Here is a 13,799-nt window from a genome sequence, read left to right on the forward strand (position 1 = left end):
GATTGGGGGAGGGCGGGCAGATTCGAGACTTGTGGTGTCTGGCAGGCCGCTTTCGCGAGCAGGCTCGCTCCCACATCCCCTGTGGGAGCGAGCCTGCTCGCGAAAGGGCCAGCTCAGGCGATGAAGATCTTCAGTCTTCTTTTTTCATCAAGCCAGCGAGGGCCGCAAACGGATTATGCGTGGCCTTGGCGATCTTTGGTGTGCTCAGCGAGCCGTCGCCGAAATACTGCTGATCGGTGTAACGCGAGTGTTCGTTGTCGTGGCAATACAGGCACAACAGCTCCCAATTCGAGCCGTCCTGCGGGTTGTTGTCGTGGTTGTGGTCGCGGTGATGCACAGTCAGTTCGCTCAGGCGCTTGCCGGAAAACTCACGGGCGCAGCGGCCGCAAACGTGCGGGTACATTTTCAGGGCCTTGTCGCGGTAGCCCATTTCCTTGTCGCGCTGGTTGTCGGCGAGGATGCGGTCCAGCTTCGACGTGTTGGTGGGGGTGGACGAACTCATGGGTTCACCTTTGCAGAAAGACTGATGACGGTTATGCGCAGAGTTTAGCTCAGCCCTTGAGCTTCTCGGCAATCCAGATCGTGTGGCGGGTGCCCTTGTTGCCGTGGGCGAAGACCTGGACTTCTTCGGCTTTGAAACCGGCCTTCTTCAATTTGTCGGAAAACTGCCGGTCGGCGCTGGCCGACCACACCGCGAGCACGCCTTTGGGGCGCAGGGCCTTGGCGCAGGCATTCAGACCAGCGGCGGAGTACAGCCAACTGTTGGCCTTCTGGGTCAGACCTTCAGGACCGTTGTCGACGTCGAGCATGATCGCGTCGAAACCGTTCGGCTCGCTTTGCAGCACGTTGGCCACATCTTCCATGCGGATCACCGTTCGCGGATCGAGCAATGGCCGACCGGACTTCTCCCCGAGCGGGCCGCGATTCCACTCGACTACCCCGGGCACCAGCTCAGCGACCACCACTTCGGCGGACTTGCCCAGGTGCTTGAGTGCCGAGGCGAGGGTGAAACCCATGCCCAGGCCGCCGATCAACACCCGCGAATTCGGCCGGCCGGCGACCTTGCGGCAGGGAATCTCGGCCAGCGCATCTTCAGAACCGTGCATGCGCGTGTTCATCAACTGTCCGCCGTCGCCGCCCTGGATCTTGATGACGAAATCCTCGCCATACTCGAACAGGCACAGGGCACCGCCGTTTTCAGGGATCGGGGTGGTGTCGAGCAGAACGAAACGTTTCATGGAAATCTCTACAAGGGGGAAGGCAAGCAGGCGCGTTGGGAGTAGCCTGAGCACAGACTAAAGGCCAAACGGAGCCCTTGATGAAGCGCACCATTCTAACGGTCATTACCCTGGCCGCGCTCGCGATTACTGCAGTGCAGGCCCAGCAGAGCGTTCCGGTCAGCCCGACGCCGCAGCCCGGCTCGCCCGGCACCGCGACGCCGACGCCGTATCCGCAGATCACCCCGATCACCCTGCCCAAGTCGGGCGCCGGCAGTGGCAGCCCGCCGCTGGTGCCGATCGAAATGCCCAGCCCGCCGAGCAAGGATCAACCGGTGCCGGGCATCGAGCCGAACGGCAACAAGGTCAAGTCCCCCGGCGGTTAAACCTGTTGCGCGGCGAGTTGGCCGTCGGCCATGCGCAGGCGTTTGGACAGCGAGACGGCGAGGGCGCGGATGATCTTCGCGGCGATTTTCGGTGCGTCGTTGAGCATTTTTTCCAGCGAATCCTTGCCCAGATTGAGCAACTGACAGTTGCTCGCCGCGATGCAGGTAGCCGAGCGGCGCTCGCCATCGAGCACGGCCATTTCACCGAAGGCGCGACCGCTGCGCAGGGTGGCCATGGTGATCACCTGGCCGTCGGCGCCGGTTTTCTGCACGGCGACCTGGCCGGTGTGGATGATGCACATGAAACTGCCGGCATCACCCTCGCGAAAAATCGCCTCGCCCTCAGCCACGGTGCTGATGCTGAAGTAACCGGAAGCGGCCGCAAAGTCGGCCAGTTGCAATTGATCGAACAGGCCACAGTCCATCAGCCAGTCGCGGATTTCGTTGTTCAGAAAGGTCGGTTCAGACATGTCGATGCGGTCTTTTTGTTATCACATTTCAAGGCTATACACGGATCCCGTAGGAATGGGCTTTTGTGGCGGGGGGATTTATCCCCGCTCGGCTGCGCAGCAGTCGCAAATCCTGCCAACTCGGTGCTTCAGGAATACTGAGTTTGCAGGGTTTTGGGCCGCTTCGCAGCCCAACGGGGATAAATCCCCTCGCCACAAGGGTCTGCAGTTAAGACCCAAGCCACCCACAGAGTTCCTCAGGCAATTCCGAAAACCTTGAACACAAATGCATATTCGAGCGCTACGTCACGTAATCCCTGATAGCGCCCGCTCATGCCGCCATGCCCAGCACCCAATTCAGTCTTGAGCAGCAGCACATTGTCGTCGGTCTTGGTCGCGCGCAATTTCGCCACCCACTTGGCCGCCTCCCAATACTGCACACGGCTGTCGTTGTAACCGGCGATCACCAGCAGTGGCGGATAAGCCTGCGCGGTGACGTTTTCGTACGGCGCGTAAGCCTTGATCCGATCATAGACGTCCGGTTCTTCCGGGTTGCCCCATTCGTCGTATTCGGTAACGGTCAGCGGCAGCTCGGGGTCGAGCATGGTGTTGAGTACGTCGACGAACGGCACTTCGGCAATCGCCACGCCGAACAGGTCCGGGCGCTGGTTGAGCACCGCGCCGATCAGCAGGCCACCGGCGCTGCCGCCGCTGATCGCCAGTTTCTCCGCCGTGGTGATGCCGTTGAGAATCAGGAATTCGGCGCAAGCGATGAAGTCGCTGAAGGTGTTGTGTTTGTGTTCCTGCTTGCCGGCGCGATACCAGGCTTCGCCCAATTCACCACCACCGCGTACGTGAGCGATGGCGAAGGCCATGCCGCGATCGAGCAGGCTCAGGCGTGCATGGGAAAACCATGGGTCGAGGCTGGAACCGTAGGCGCCGTAACCGTACAGATACAGCGGCACCGGTTTACCGACCATCTCGCGTTTCATCACCAGACTGATCGGCACTTGCGTGCCGTCGGGGGCGGTGGCCCATAGACGTTGGCTGACATAGGCGTCGGCATCAAATTGGCCGAGTACCGGGGTTTCCTTGAGCACCGTTTGCTCGCCGCTCGCGAGGATCAACTGACGCACCTGAGCCGGGCGATTCAACGCTTCGTAGCGCAAGCGAATGCGATCGCTCTCGAATTCCAGGCTGTTTTGCACATGCAGGCTGTAGGCCGCATCGGGCAATTGCACGCGATAAGACGCCAAGCCCTGCGGGTGAACCTCTATGATCGGCAGGCCACCTTCGCGCAAGCTCAAGGTCATCGCCTCTGCGTTGAGGCTGACGCCGTCGAGCATCACTTCTTCGTTGTGCGGGATCAGGTTCTGCCAGTCGGCCTCGCTCGGCGGCACGCCAGTGTCCGGGGCCTGATACAGAGCGAAGTTGATGCCGTCGCGGTTGGTGCGGATAAACCAGGTCCAGACGCCATCGAGCAGGCCGTGGTCGACGTCGTATTCGTGATCTTCGATCCGTGGCGCCAGGCAGCTGAACGGCAGATGCGGCTGATTGGCGTCCAGCGCCCAGACTTCACTGGTGGTCTTGCTGCCCAGCGACAGCAGCAATTGCTGTTCGGAGCTGGCGCGGTAGCAATGCAGGAAGAACCGCCCATCAGGCTCGTGAAAAACCTCTTCAGCGGCAGTGCCATCGAGGCGATAGCGGAACAGTTTATGCGGGCGATGGGTGTCGTCGAGCACACCAAAAAACAGGGTCAGGCTGTCGTTGGCCCAGGTCATGCTGCCGTCGCAATCCTCGAATTCCAGTTCGCTGACCCTGTCGTTGGACAGCTCTTTGACGAACAGCGTGTAGATCTCGTCGCCCGAAGCATCGACGCTGTAGGCCAGGCGCTGGTGATCGGGGCTGATGCTGAAAGCACCGAGCGAGAAGAAACCGCCGTTGGCCAGCGCATTCGGATCGAGCAGCAATTGTTCGCGGCTTTCGTCGAGGGTCAGGCTGTCGTCGGCAGGACGCGGGCAGCGGTAGTGCCGGGCGTATTCGTCACCGGCGGTGGTGCGCGTGTAATACAGATACGGGCCCCAAGGCGAGGGCAGGGACAGATCAGTCTCGAGAATCCGGCCCTTGATCTCATTGAACAGGCTTTCGCGCAGTTCGGCCTGATCGGCGGTTTGCGCTTCCTGATAAGCGTTTTCAGCCTTGAGGTAGTCGAGCACCGCTTCGGTGTCGCGCTCCTGCAGCCAGGCATACGGGTCGGCGCCGGGCGCCCGCTGGGCAATCGGGGCAGTCATGACATTGGCGGATTGGGGCATGGAAGGGTCTCGGACAGTATTCGGAATTGGGTTGTTCGCAGGTCTTGAAAGCGCCGCAGCCCTTGTGGGAGCGAGCCTGCTCGCGAAAGCGGTGTGTCAGGCAACGCTGTTGCAACTGACAGTCCGTATTCGCGAGCAGGCTCGCTCCCACAGGGGCGGCTGCTGGCCGTCTGGTATTGGGACAAGCCGCATGGGCGAAAAGTCGTTACTATAAGCGCCTATTTGCCTGCCTTGCCATGGACACCATGACCGAGAACGACTATCTGATCGCCTGGGGCCTTTACGCCTTTGCCGCCGTGGGCTGCCTGCTGGTATGGATGCGCCTGACCACCTGGATGTGGCGCTGGCTGCGCGAGCCGCTGCGTGTGCTGATGGCGGTGTTGCTGTTCAGCCCGACCATCGTCGATCCGGTGAAAGCCAAAGTTGCACCGGCCATCGCCATCACCGCCCTGGACATGCTGTTCAAGGTCGGCAACAACGCCTGGCGCGCGGTTTCCGATCTGTTCATGTACGGCATGATCGCCTTCGGGGTGTATCTGGTTTTCGTCTTGATCCGCCTGCCGATCGAGCGCGCCTCGACAGCGCGGCGTGAACGCGCCGAGGCCGCCAAGGCTGCGGCCCGTGCCGAAGAGCGCGACGATGATCAACCGTTCGGCGGCGCCGGTGATGACCGCTACGGTCGCCCGCCAGTGCCGAACAATCCGCAGCGCATGCGGGTCGAGCCGCGTCTGTAACCCGAGAGTCCGCACATGTGTGAATTACTGGGCATGAGTGCCAACGTGCCGACTGACATCGTGTTCAGCTTCACCGGCCTGATGCAGCGCGGCGGCCGCACCGGCCCGCACCGCGACGGCTGGGGCATTGCCTTCTACGAGGGGCGCGGCTTGCGTCTGTTTCAGGACCCGGCGGCGAGCAGCGAGTCGGAAGTAGCCAATCTGGTGCAGCGTTATCCGATCAAGAGCGAAGTGGTCATCGGCCACATCCGCCAGGCCAACGTCGGCAAGGTCTGCCTGTCCAACACCCACCCGTTCGTCCGCGAACTGTGGGGGCGCAACTGGTGTTTCGCGCACAACGGTCAACTCGCCGACTTCACTCCGATCAAGAGTTTCTACCGCCCGGTCGGCGATACCGACAGCGAAGCGGCCTTCTGCGATTTGCTCAACCGGGTACGCGCAGCCTTCCCCGAGCCGGTCGATATCGAAGTGCTGCTGCCGGATCTGGTCGCAGCGTGCGCCGAATATCGCAGCAAAGGCGTGTTCAATTGCCTGCTCAGCGACGGTGACTGGCTGTTCTGTTACTGCTCGACCAAACTCGCTCAGATCACCCGCCGCGCACCGTTCGGCCCGGCGCGGCTCAAGGATGTCGATGTGATTGTCGACTTCCAGGCCGAAACCACGCCCAACGATGTGGTCACGGTGATTGCCACCGAGCCTCTGACCGAAAACGAAACCTGGACCCGCTACGAACCGGGCCAATGGAGCCTGTGGCGACGCGGCGAATGCGTCAGCCAGGGCAAGACCGAATAAGGATTTGCACCCATGTTGCTCAGTTATCTACGGCTGGTGTTGTTTGCGGCGGGCCTGTTGATCGGTGTCCAGGTCCCGGGGTTTATCAACGATTACGCCCAGCGTGTCGAAGCGCACCTGATCGAAGCGCAGACCGGCCTGCGCGGTTTCCAGGGCACGGCGGATCAGTTTTTCAAAGGCGACATGCAGGCGCTGGTCGCGCATTACCGGGCCAGCGAAGACCCGATTTTCCGCAGCGATGCCGACAGCCTGAACACCTTGCTCACCCGCCAGGTCGCGTTGGACAAGCAATTCCAGGCGATGCAAGGCCCGTGGTATGTGCGCTTCCTGCAAGTGGTCCTGGCTGCTGATCCGGATATTCGCAAGGAAACCTGGAACGGCTACAGCTACCAGATCCTGTTGACGCCAGAGGCGATGATCTGGGGCATGAGCGGCGCGTTGCTGCTGTCGTTCGGTGTCGAATGCCTGTTCCGCCTGATCGACTGGGTCGTCCTCGGCGGCCGCCGCCTGCGCCAGAGCCGACCGATCGAAGATCGCGACGTCCGCGGTTTGTAAAACCTGCTCAATCCCCTCTGGCAACAGAGGCCTTATGGCATGGGGGATTCTGTGGCGAGTGGGCTCTGTGGTGAATGAGTTCTGTGGTGAGTGGGTTCTGTGGCGAGGGGATTTATCCCCGTTGGGCTGCGCAGCAGCCCCAAAACCTGCAAATGCGGTACCTCTGAAAGACCGCGTTGGCCGCAATCACGACTGCTGCGCAGCCGAGCGGGGATAAATCCCCTCGCCACTGATCATCCAGTGAGGGTGATGCAGTCCTTGCCCACCTTGTGCGTATACCCCGCCAAGACCTGCTGACACAACGTCACAATCTCCTCGACCCACTCAACCCCGACCCGCCACGACACCACCACCGGCAGATTCGCCGGCCGCTGCTCGATGTCGAGCAAGATCAATTCGCCACGCGCCAGCTCCTCGGCCACCAGCACCGGCGGCAGCGCGCCGATACCGAAGCCATCGCGCAATAGCCGGGTGATCGCTGACACCGAATTCACGCAATTCAAACGTGGCGCCATGACGCCGTTGGCCTGCATCAGGGCGACGATATCCTGATGCGGTCGTGAGTTTTTCGAATAGGTGATGATCCGCTCCTGTGCCAGTTCGGCGAGGTCGGCGTAGTCACGGTTGTAGATCGAATTGCTCGCGACAATCCAGCCCAGCGGATGGCTGGCCAGCTCTAGGCTGCGCACGCTTTCGTGACGGACCAGATCGGTTTGCAGGACCAGATCAAGGAAGCCTTTTTGCAGTTGATCGCAGAGGTTCAGCGCGGTATCCGCGACCAATTCGATTTCCACCCGTGGGTACAGATCGGTCATCTGCGCCACCAGCGGGCTAAGCCAGGTATGGATCACTGTGTCCATCACGCCGATACGCACCCGCCCGACCTTGCTCGAACGGGTTTCGATCGATTGTTTCAGCGCCGCCATGGTGTCGAGCATCTGTTCAGCGTAATCGAGCACCTTCAAGCCTTCCGGGGTCAGGCTGACGCCGCGTGAATCGCGCAGGAACAGCTTCACGCCCAGCTCGCCTTCGAGCACCGCAATGCGGCTGGAAATCGATGCCTGGGTGGTGAACAGCTTGTCAGCGGTCAGGCGAAAACTCTTCAGGCGCGCGACCCAGACAAAGGTCTCGAGAAACTTCAGATTCATGGACAAGGCTCGGCTGACAAATTTTTCTTATGCCTAAGGCGGGTTTTTATTCGTTGGACGGCGCAGGGCAGGGCGACGAAAAATCGGCGCATCCGGTTCCCACGATAGGCGTCGTCGGAGCTTCGAACAAGACCAATAAAAGCCCTGCGGAGATTTGCCATGAGTGCCCCCGACACCCTCCCGTTATCCAAACCTGTGACGCGCCCCGGGCCGTTCGACTGGTACCGCAACATCAACCAGCAGGAGCGCCGCACGTTCTGGAGCTGCAAGATCGGCTACGGTCTGGACGGCATGGACACGCAGATGCTCAGCTTTGTCGTGCCGACGCTGATCGCGATGTGGGGTATCACCACTGGCGAAGCGGGGCTGATTCACACCAGCACCCTGATCGCCTCGGCCATCGGCGGTTGGGTCGCCGGGATTCTCTCCGACCGCATCGGCCGCGTGCGCACCCTGCAACTGACGGTGCTGTGGTTCGCCTTCTTCACCTTCCTCTGCGGCTTCGCGCAAAACTACGAACAATTGCTGATCGCGCGCACCCTGATGGGCTTCGGTTTCGGCGGTGAATGGACTGCTGGCGCAGTGTTGATCGGTGAAGTGATCCGCGCCAAAGATCGCGGCAAAGCGGTGGGCATGGTGCAATCCGGCTGGGCGCTGGGCTGGGGCCTGACGGCGATTCTGTACGCGTTGCTGTTCTCGGTGCTGCCAGCGGAAGACGCCTGGCGCGCGCTGTTCATCCTTGGCATCGTGCCGGCGATATTCGTGATTTTTGTCCGTCGCCTGGTAAAAGATCCGGAAATCTATCGCGAAGCCAAAGCAGCACAAACACCAGAGAACCCGGCGAAGTTCTACGAGATCTTTGCCCCCGGCATGCTCTTCACCACGTTTCGCGCTTCCTTGCTGACCACCGGTGCGCTGGGCGGTTACTACGCGATCACCTCCTGGCTGCCGACTTTCCTCAAGAACGAACGTGGCTTGAGCGTGCTCGGCACCGGCGGTTATCTGGCGATGGTGATCGTCGGTTCCTACGTCGGCTATGTGATCAGCGCGTATCTGACCGACCTGCTCGGGCGGAAAAAGAACTTCATTTTGTTCGCGGTCGGCTCGTTCACCATCGTTCTGCTCTACACGCAGATGCCGGTCAGCAACGGCGTGATGCTGTGGCTGGGCTTTCCGCTGGGCTTCTTCGCTTCGGGGATTTTCAGCGGCATGGGCGCGTTTCTGACTGAATTGTTCCCCACGCGGATTCGCGGCTCGGGTCAGGGTTTCTGCTACAACATCGGCCGCGCACTGGCGGCGTTGTTTCCGCTGCTGATCGGCCTGCTCAGCCAGAAAGTGCCGCTGAGCATGGGCATCGGCGCCTTCGCGGCGGTTTCTTACGGCGTGGTGATTCTGGCGGCGCTGAGCCTGCCGGAAACCCGTGGCAAGCAACTCGACGCGCAGTAACTGATACCCTGCGCAGAAGTCTCCTACAGATAAAAAGACCAGCAGCTACAGGAGTGTTCACCGTGAGCCGCCTGCTATTGAATTGCGACATTGGCGAGAGCTTCGGCAGCTGGACCATGGGTCTGGACGCCGAGGTCATGCCCTTCATCGATTGCGCCAATGTTGCCTGTGGTTTCCATGCCGGCGACCCGAGCACCATGCGCAAAACCGTGGCGCTGGCGCTCGAACACGGCGTGCAGATTGGCGCGCACCCGGCCTATCAGGATCTGGTCGGATTCGGCCGACGCTCCATGGCGTATTCCGCGCAAGAGCTGCAGGACATCCTGCATTACCAGATCGGCGCCCTCGACGGCATCTGCAAGGCGCAGGGCGGGCGTGTGAGTTACGTCAAACCCCACGGCGCGATGTACAACGACATGATGGCCAACCCGGCGCAGTTGCGCGCGGTGGTGCAGGCCGTGGCCGCGTATGACCGCAGCCTGCCGCTGATGTTGATGGCGACCCGGGACAACGCTGGCGCGCAGCAGATCGGCGATGAATACGGCGTAACTCTATGGTTTGAAGCGTTCGCCGACCGTGCCTATGACAGTGGCGGTCGGCTGGTCTCACGGCAACTGCCGGACGCCGTGCATCACGATGCCGAAAAAATCATCGAGCAAGCGTTGACCATCGCCCGTGGCGGCGAACTCAGCGCCAGCGATGGCAGCGCCTTGATCCTGCGCGCCAACACCTTGTGCGTCCACGGCGACAACGCCAGTTCCGTGGCCGCCGTGCGGCGTATTCGTCAGGCCTTGCAGCAGTCGAGTGCGTCATGAATCCACGGGTTGAAGTGGTGGCGCTCGATTGCCTGATGCTGCGTCTGTTCGATGAAATCGCCGAAGTCAACATGCCGTGGATGCTCGCCGCCAGCGAGCGCTTGCGCACGGCGTTTGGTGCACAACTGATCGATCTGGTGCCGTCCTATACGACGTTGATGGTGCATTACGATCTGACGCTGTTAAGTCCGGCGCAGGCGCGCGAATTGATCGCCGCAGCGCTGGTCGATCTGGCGCCGAATGCGCGAAGCGCTGGGCAGTGTCACGTCTTGCCGGTCTGGTACGACTTGAGCGTCGGCCCGGAACTGAGCCTGTTGGCCGAACGCAGCGGGCTGGCGGTGGAGGAGGTGATTCGTCGCCACAGTGCGCGGGAGTATCAGGTGTTCGCCCTTGGCTTTGCGCCGGGTTTTGCCTTCATGGGCCTGGTCGAAGAAATGCTCGCCGCGCCACGCTTGAGCACACCGCGCAAGAAAGTCGCCGCCGGCAGCGTCGGTATCGCCGAGCGGCAGACCGCGGCTTATCCGGTGGTCTCGCCCGGTGGCTGGAACCTGATCGGGCGCACCCCGGCGAAACTCTTCGATCGCCATCGCGACGGCTACAGTCTGATGCAACCCGGCGACACGGTGCGCTTCGAAGCGGTCGACCACGCCGAATTCATACGCTTGGGCGGCGATGACACACCACTGGAGGCGTTGGCATGAGTCGATTGACGATCGAAGCCAGCACACCGCTGTGCCTGTTGCAGGATGCCGGGCGGTTTGGCGTGCGACATCTGGGCGTGACCCAGGGCGGCGCGGCGGATTGGTGCTCGATGAGCTGGGCCAATTGGCTGTTGGGTAATGAACTGAATGCGGCGGTGGTTGAAATCACCCTCGGCGGGTTTGCTGTGGTGGCTGAGGAGGATTGCCTGCTGGCGCTGGCAGGAGCGGATCTCGGCGCGCAGATCGACGGCCAGCCGCTGGCGCCGTGGCGCAGTTTCCGGTTGGCGAAAGGGCAGACATTGCGCTTCACCCAGCCTTTGCTCGGCGCCAGGGTTTATCTGGCCGCACCCGGTGGTTTTACTGCGCCCAAGGTACTGGGCAGCAGTGCCACGGTACTGCGAGAAGAATTGGGCGGACTTGATGGCATGGGCCTTCCGCTCGCCAAAGGGGCGGCGCTCGGTTACAGCGGCGAAGCGCCAGCGGTGCGCGAAATGCCTTCGGCGCTGCGGCCGGATTTCAAAATGCACGCGCCTTTGGACTTGGTGCTCGGCGCACAGATCGGCCAGTTCAGCGGGCAGAGCCTGTTTGATGTGTTCAACAGCACCTGGACCATCGACAGTCGCGCCGACCGCATGGGCATCCGCCTGCTCGGCGCGGCGTTGCAATATCAAGGCGCGCCGATGATCTCCGAGGGGATTCCGTTGGGGGCAGTGCAGGTGCCGCCGGACGGGCAGCCGATTGTGTTGCTCAACGATCGCCAGACCATTGGTGGCTATCCGCGCCTGGGCGCGTTGACACCGCTGGCGCTGGCGCGATTGGCGCAGTGCCTGCCGGGAGCGAAGGTGAGGTTAAGGCCGGTGGTGCAGGACGTCGCGCACCGCGAGCATGTCGAGTATTTACAGCGCTTCAAAGATCGCTAAAAGCTTCGCGAGCGCTCGCTCCCACAGATGTTGATCGTTCCCACGCTCCGCGTGGGAATGCCGCCCGGGACGCTCCGCGTCCCTGTGACGCAGAGCGTGACTTGATGCATTCCCACGCGGAGCATGGGAACGGTCAGGTCGTCATTTGGAAAGAAACCGCATCCCTTCTTCAAGCCCGCGCAGCGTCAGCGGATACATCTGATCCTCGATCAGATCGCGGACGATGTTGGTCGACGAGGTATAGCCCCACGTGTCCTTCGGATACGGGTTGATCCAGATGAGCTTCTTGTATTTCTCCATGAAGCGCTGCATCCACACGTAACCCGGCTCTTCGTTCCAGTGCTCGACGCTGCCGCCAACCTGGGTGATTTCGTAGGGCGCCATGGCGGCGTCACCGATGAAAATCACTTTGTAGTCGGCGCCGTACTTGTGCAGCAGATCCTGGGTCGAAGTGCGTTCGGAAGTGCGGCGCATGTTGTTCTTCCACACTGATTCATAAATGAAGTTGTGAAAGTAGAAGTACTCCAGGTGCTTGAACTCGGTCTTGCAGGCCGAGAACAATTCCTCACAGATCTTCACGTGCGCGTCCATCGAGCCGCCGATGTCGAACAACAGCAGCAGTTTCACCGTGTTGCGCCGTTCCGGGCGCATCTGGATATTCAGCAGGCCGGCGTCCTTGGCGGTGTGGTCGATGGTGCCGTCGATGTCGAGTTCTTCCGCCGCACCCTGGCGAGCGAACTTGCGCAGACGACGCAAGGCGACCTTGATATTGCGTGTGCCCAGTTCCACCGAATCGTCGAGGTTCTTGTACTCGCGCTGATCCCAGACCTTGACCGCTTTGCCCTGACGCTTGCCGGCGTCGCCAACCCGGATGCCTTCAGGGTTGAAACCGCCGGAGCCGAACGGGCTGGTGCCGCCGGTGCCGATCCATTTGTTGCCGCCGGCATGGCGTTCCTTCTGTTCTTCCAGACGCTTCTTGAATTCCTCGATGAGCTTGTCCAGCCCGCCAAGGGACTGGATCTGCGCGCGTTCTTCGTCGCTCAGCGAGCGCTCGAATTCCTTGCGCAGCCAGTCTTCGGGAATCAGCGCCAGCAAGTGGTCGTCGAGTTTCTCCAGGCCATTGAAGTAGGCACCGAACGCGCGGTCGAACTTGTCGAAATGGCGCTCGTCCTTCACCAGAATCGCCCGCGACAAGTAATAGAACTCGTCCATGTCGGCGAAGGTCACGCGCTGTTTCAGCGCGTTGATCAGGTCGAGCAGCTCGCGCACCGACACCGGTACTTTGGCTGCGCGCATTTCGTTGAACAGGTTGAGCAACATGGCAGCAGCCTCTTAGCGGGTGCCGCGCCGGCTCATGAACGCCAGGCGCTCAAGCAGTTGCACGTCCTGTTCGTTCTTCACCAGCGCGCCAGCCAGTGGCGGGATGGCCTTGGTCGGATCGCGCTCGCGCAGCACCGCTTCGCCGATGTTGTCGGCCATCAGCAGTTTCAGCCAGTCGACCAGCTCGGACGTCGAAGGCTTTTTCTTCAGGCCCGGTACCTTGCGCACGTCGAAGAACACATCGAGCGCTTCGCTGACCAGATCCTTTTTGATGTCCGGGTAGTGCACGTCGACGATTTTCTGCAGGGTAGTGCGGTCGGGGAAAGCGATGTAGTGGAAGAAGCAGCGGCGCAGGAAGGCGTCCGGCAGCTCTTTCTCGTTGTTGGAAGTAATGATGATGATCGGGCGTTTCTTCGCCTTGATGGTCTCGTCGATTTCGTAAACGTAGAACTCCATCTTGTCGAGTTCTTGCAACAAGTCATTAGGGAACTCGATGTCGGCCTTGTCGATTTCGTCGATCAGCAGAATCACCCGCTCCTCGGACTCGAAAGCTTCCCAGAGCTTGCCTTTCTTCAAGTAGTTGCGCACATCGTGGACTTTTTCATTGCCCAGCTGCGAGTCGCGCAAACGGCTGACCGCGTCGTACTCGTACAGACCCTGATGGGCCTTGGTGGTGGATTTGATGTGCCAGGTGATCAGCTTGGCACCGAACGACTCGGCCAGTTGCTCGGCGAGCATGGTCTTGCCGGTGCCCGGTTCACCCTTGACCAGCAGCGGCCGTTCCAGGGTGATGGCGGCGTTGACCGCCAGCTTCAGGTCATCGGTGGCGACGTAGGCCTGGGTGCCTTCGAACTTCATCTGCAAATCCTCGAACGGTAACGCTGACCTTACGGGCAGGGCGGGGCGAAATAATCGGATGCCCGACTATAACGCGCACGCCGGTCGACTGTGAACGCAGACGGCTTATTCAGTCTCTGAATGGAGCGTCACATGTTGACTCAGTC

The 13,799-nt window shown here is 61.1% G+C and carries 15 protein-coding genes; 8 read left to right on the forward strand and 7 right to left on the reverse strand.

Annotated elements, in window-relative coordinates:
• Window positions 1-130: 130 nt before the first annotated feature.
• Both J5M66_RS16655 and J5M66_RS16660 read right to left on the reverse strand, forming a co-directional pair.
• Window positions 131-502, reverse strand: coding sequence for a YajD family HNH nuclease (locus J5M66_RS16655; RefSeq protein ID WP_003222612.1), 372 nt, complete (start codon window positions 500-502; stop codon window positions 131-133).
• 49 nt (window positions 503-551) lie between these two features.
• Window positions 552-1,238, reverse strand: coding sequence for an MnmC family methyltransferase (locus J5M66_RS16660; protein WP_016771229.1), 687 nt, complete (start codon window positions 1,236-1,238; stop codon window positions 552-554).
• An 80-nt stretch (window positions 1,239-1,318) separates the two neighbouring features.
• Here J5M66_RS16660 and J5M66_RS16665 point away from each other — a divergent pair, with 80 nt between their 5' ends.
• On the forward strand, window positions 1,319-1,603 hold the full coding sequence (locus tag J5M66_RS16665; RefSeq protein WP_016771228.1) for a hypothetical protein: 285 nt from the start codon (window positions 1,319-1,321) through the stop codon (window positions 1,601-1,603).
• On the opposite strand, the gene J5M66_RS16670 is transcribed toward J5M66_RS16665, so the two are convergent.
• Window positions 1,600-2,073, reverse strand: a complete 474-nt coding sequence (locus J5M66_RS16670) for a cyclic nucleotide-binding domain-containing protein (RefSeq protein WP_016771227.1) — start codon at window positions 2,071-2,073, stop codon at window positions 1,600-1,602. The genes J5M66_RS16665 and J5M66_RS16670 overlap by 4 nt on opposite strands.
• Window positions 2,074-2,309: 236 nt before the next feature.
• The gene (locus J5M66_RS16675; protein ID WP_207808809.1) at window positions 2,310-4,364 is read right to left on the reverse strand and encodes a S9 family peptidase; all 2,055 of its coding nucleotides are present in this window, start codon (window positions 4,362-4,364) and stop codon (window positions 2,310-2,312) included.
• A gap of 236 nt (window positions 4,365-4,600) precedes the next feature.
• Between J5M66_RS16675 and J5M66_RS16680 the strand changes: the two genes are divergently transcribed.
• The 3 genes from J5M66_RS16680 to J5M66_RS16690 are packed head-to-tail and all read left to right on the forward strand — an operon-like array spanning window position 4,601 to window position 6,445.
• Complete coding sequence (locus J5M66_RS16680) at window positions 4,601-5,098, forward strand: hypothetical protein (protein WP_016771225.1); 498 nt, start codon at window positions 4,601-4,603, stop codon at window positions 5,096-5,098.
• A 15-nt stretch (window positions 5,099-5,113) separates the two neighbouring features.
• A complete protein-coding gene (locus tag J5M66_RS16685; RefSeq protein ID WP_024012022.1) occupies window positions 5,114-5,890 on the forward strand; it encodes a class II glutamine amidotransferase in 777 nt (258 codons plus the stop codon).
• Window positions 5,891-5,902: 12 nt separating this feature from the next.
• Entirely contained in the window at window positions 5,903-6,445 is a 543-nt protein-coding gene (locus tag J5M66_RS16690) for a DUF2937 family protein (RefSeq protein WP_024012023.1), read from the forward strand.
• 233 nt (window positions 6,446-6,678) lie between these two features.
• On the opposite strand, the gene J5M66_RS16695 is transcribed toward J5M66_RS16690, so the two are convergent.
• Window positions 6,679-7,593, reverse strand: coding sequence for a LysR family transcriptional regulator (locus J5M66_RS16695; RefSeq protein ID WP_207808807.1), 915 nt, complete (start codon window positions 7,591-7,593; stop codon window positions 6,679-6,681).
• A 159-nt stretch (window positions 7,594-7,752) separates the two neighbouring features.
• On the opposite strand from J5M66_RS16695, the gene J5M66_RS16700 reads away from it, so the two are divergent.
• The 4 genes from J5M66_RS16700 (at window position 7,753) to J5M66_RS16715 (ending at window position 11,475) form a co-directional block, all read left to right on the forward strand.
• On the forward strand, window positions 7,753-9,039 hold the full coding sequence (locus J5M66_RS16700) for an MFS transporter (RefSeq protein WP_071174695.1): 1,287 nt from the start codon (window positions 7,753-7,755) through the stop codon (window positions 9,037-9,039).
• Between the two features lie 62 nt (window positions 9,040-9,101).
• Entirely contained in the window at window positions 9,102-9,854 is a 753-nt protein-coding gene (locus tag J5M66_RS16705) for a 5-oxoprolinase subunit PxpA (protein ID WP_207808802.1), read from the forward strand.
• A complete protein-coding gene (pxpB, locus tag J5M66_RS16710; RefSeq protein WP_207808801.1) occupies window positions 9,851-10,555 on the forward strand; it encodes a 5-oxoprolinase subunit PxpB in 705 nt (234 codons plus the stop codon). The genes J5M66_RS16705 and pxpB overlap by 4 nt, the downstream gene beginning before the upstream one ends.
• A complete protein-coding gene (locus tag J5M66_RS16715; RefSeq protein WP_207808790.1) occupies window positions 10,552-11,475 on the forward strand; it encodes a biotin-dependent carboxyltransferase family protein in 924 nt (307 codons plus the stop codon). The genes pxpB and J5M66_RS16715 overlap by 4 nt, the downstream gene beginning before the upstream one ends.
• Before the next feature lie 141 nt (window positions 11,476-11,616).
• Here J5M66_RS16715 and J5M66_RS16720 read toward each other — a convergent pair whose 3' ends face one another.
• Both J5M66_RS16720 and J5M66_RS16725 read right to left on the reverse strand, forming a co-directional pair.
• Window positions 11,617-12,795: a VWA domain-containing protein gene (locus tag J5M66_RS16720; RefSeq protein ID WP_207808788.1), complete on the reverse strand. Its 1,179-nt coding sequence runs from the start codon at window positions 12,793-12,795 to the stop codon at window positions 11,617-11,619.
• Window positions 12,796-12,807: 12 nt separating this feature from the next.
• Window positions 12,808-13,653: a MoxR family ATPase gene (locus J5M66_RS16725; protein WP_007911294.1), complete on the reverse strand. Its 846-nt coding sequence runs from the start codon at window positions 13,651-13,653 to the stop codon at window positions 12,808-12,810.
• Between the last annotated feature and the right edge of the window lie 146 nt (window positions 13,654-13,799).

The organism is Pseudomonas sp. 67(2021) (assembly GCF_017491835.1).
Taxonomy (GTDB): domain Bacteria; phylum Pseudomonadota; class Gammaproteobacteria; order Pseudomonadales; family Pseudomonadaceae; genus Aquipseudomonas; species Aquipseudomonas atacamensis.

What these genes read in the sequence shown, in the direction of transcription:
- J5M66_RS16655 (WP_003222612.1), bottom strand. Translation starts at nt 502, where the DNA reads ATGAGTTCGTCCACCCCCACCAACACGTCGAAGCTGGACCGCATCCTC.
- J5M66_RS16660 (WP_016771229.1), bottom strand. Translation starts at nt 1,238, where the DNA reads ATGAAACGTTTCGTTCTGCTCGACACCACCCCGATCCCTGAAAACGGC.
- J5M66_RS16665 (WP_016771228.1), top strand. Translation starts at nt 1,319, where the DNA reads ATGAAGCGCACCATTCTAACGGTCATTACCCTGGCCGCGCTCGCGATT.
- J5M66_RS16670 (WP_016771227.1), bottom strand. Translation starts at nt 2,073, where the DNA reads ATGTCTGAACCGACCTTTCTGAACAACGAAATCCGCGACTGGCTGATG.
- J5M66_RS16675 (WP_207808809.1), bottom strand. Translation starts at nt 4,364, where the DNA reads ATGCCCCAATCCGCCAATGTCATGACTGCCCCGATTGCCCAGCGGGCG.
- J5M66_RS16680 (WP_016771225.1), top strand. Translation starts at nt 4,601, where the DNA reads ATGGACACCATGACCGAGAACGACTATCTGATCGCCTGGGGCCTTTAC.
- J5M66_RS16685 (WP_024012022.1), top strand. Translation starts at nt 5,114, where the DNA reads ATGTGTGAATTACTGGGCATGAGTGCCAACGTGCCGACTGACATCGTG.
- J5M66_RS16690 (WP_024012023.1), top strand. Translation starts at nt 5,903, where the DNA reads ATGTTGCTCAGTTATCTACGGCTGGTGTTGTTTGCGGCGGGCCTGTTG.
- J5M66_RS16695 (WP_207808807.1), bottom strand. Translation starts at nt 7,593, where the DNA reads ATGAATCTGAAGTTTCTCGAGACCTTTGTCTGGGTCGCGCGCCTGAAG.
- J5M66_RS16700 (WP_071174695.1), top strand. Translation starts at nt 7,753, where the DNA reads ATGAGTGCCCCCGACACCCTCCCGTTATCCAAACCTGTGACGCGCCCC.
- pxpB (WP_207808801.1), top strand. Translation starts at nt 9,851, where the DNA reads ATGAATCCACGGGTTGAAGTGGTGGCGCTCGATTGCCTGATGCTGCGT.
- J5M66_RS16715 (WP_207808790.1), top strand. Translation starts at nt 10,552, where the DNA reads ATGAGTCGATTGACGATCGAAGCCAGCACACCGCTGTGCCTGTTGCAG.
- J5M66_RS16720 (WP_207808788.1), bottom strand. Translation starts at nt 12,795, where the DNA reads ATGTTGCTCAACCTGTTCAACGAAATGCGCGCAGCCAAAGTACCGGTG.
- J5M66_RS16725 (WP_007911294.1), bottom strand. Translation starts at nt 13,653, where the DNA reads ATGAAGTTCGAAGGCACCCAGGCCTACGTCGCCACCGATGACCTGAAG.